A 1609-nucleotide genomic window follows, 5' to 3' on the forward strand; every position below is an offset into this window, starting at 1 on the left:
TGTCGCAGAAAACAAACTTGAGGTATTGAGTCTCCATCACTGGCTCGATACGGAAGCGGCGCTCTACACCGAAAATTTTCAAAAGCAGGGTTGGAAGGCCCCGTTACCAAACAAGTTGGAATTTAACTCCTATTGGAGTAAAGCACCGACGCCAAGTTGGTTGCTCGCGTTCAAATCTCCAGGCTTTTATGAATACTTGTTGGGCGAAGAGGATAAGCACTTTGTGGTGTTTGATCATCCTTCTGGCGAAGGTTTGATGTACATCGTCTTCCAAGATGACTCGGACGATTATCTGGATGAATATGAAAGCTCATTGCACCAGTTCACTCTGTTATTGGGCGGGTTGTTTTCCTTGATTATGCTTGGTTACGGTATTTATATGGTGAAAATTTTGTCTCGACCGCTCGCTAAAATCGAGTCAAAAATCAGCCAGATGCCACCCGACCAGCCTGCATTTGAAGTGGAAACGAAGTTCAGTGAAACGCGGCATATTGAGCAGACGTTGTTAGACAGTAAGAACGACATCGCGGGCTATTTCCGCCGCGAACAAGAGTTTAGTCGCTTTGCCTCCCATGAGCTTCGCACGCCTATTATGGTGATCGCAGGCTCAACAGACATTTTATCTCGAGTGCCTGACCAGCCAAGGGTGGCACAAAAAGCGATTGCGCGAATGCAAGCTGCGTGTGAAGACATGCGCGTTTTGACCGAGGCGTTTTTGTTGTTAGGAAAAGAGAAAATTGAGCCGCAGCACTTTGGCGATCAAACGCTTTTAGTTTGTTTACACCAGCAATTGGAAGAGCTTGCTCCGTTGTTTGCAAAGCAAGATGCGCATTATCAGCTTAACGAACAAAATAGCGGCGAAGTGTATGCGCCAGCAAGCTTCGTGACGATAGTCATCAACAATTTAATCAAAAATGCATTCAGTTATAGCGTTGGAGACATCGAGATCGATCTACAGCAAAACACGCTGATTATCACCAATCGTCATGACGGGAACGAAACGTATAATGCGGGTTATGGTTGCGGTTTAGTGATAGTGCAACGCATTTGTGAACGGATGGGGTGGCCGTTTGAATTAAACGATGATGGCGTCCGATTTAGCGCGAAAGTGACGTTTGTTTCTTAACGTCCCAATTTGCCAATGAAGCCAGAGTTAACGTTCTGGCTTTTTTGTCTCACTTTTTACCTCTAACTCACAGTGAAACAAGAAAAAACTGGGATTTGATTTAGAATAAGTAGAGCGAAACAGAAACTTAAGGAATGGCTATGCTTGCTTATCAGGTCAGCAAAAGTATTGAAATCAACAAATCTCAAAGTGAGATCATCGATTATCTAAAGGATTTTAAAAACTGGCCTGAGTGGTCTCCTTGGATCATTTTGGAGCCAAGCTGCGAGCTGACTTACAGTGACAATCAAGGCCACGTTGGTGCTGGTTACCAATGGAATGGGCAACGAATTGGAACGGGGGCGGTTGTTCTGGAAAGCACACAAGAACATCGTTTAGACATGGAGCTGCATTTTTTTCGCCCCATCAAAAGCCACGGAAAGGTGACGCTCATCGTGACGCCGTCACAAGATGGTTGTACCGTAGAATGGCAAATGCAGTCTC

General features: G+C 45.2%; 2 protein-coding genes. Both read left to right on the plus strand.

Annotated elements, in window-relative coordinates; genetic code table 11:
• The coding region (locus R7E00_RS22910; RefSeq protein ID WP_318124523.1) for a HAMP domain-containing sensor histidine kinase at window positions 1-1126 on the plus strand (1126 nt) is incomplete at its 5' end.
• Between the two features lie 140 nt (window positions 1127-1266).
• A partial coding sequence (locus R7E00_RS22915) for an SRPBCC family protein (protein WP_318124524.1) occupies window positions 1267-1609 on the plus strand: 343 nt, incomplete at its 3' end.

The organism is Vibrio sp. Vb1755, assembly GCF_033338635.1.
Lineage (GTDB): Bacteria > Pseudomonadota > Gammaproteobacteria > Enterobacterales > Vibrionaceae > Vibrio > Vibrio alginolyticus.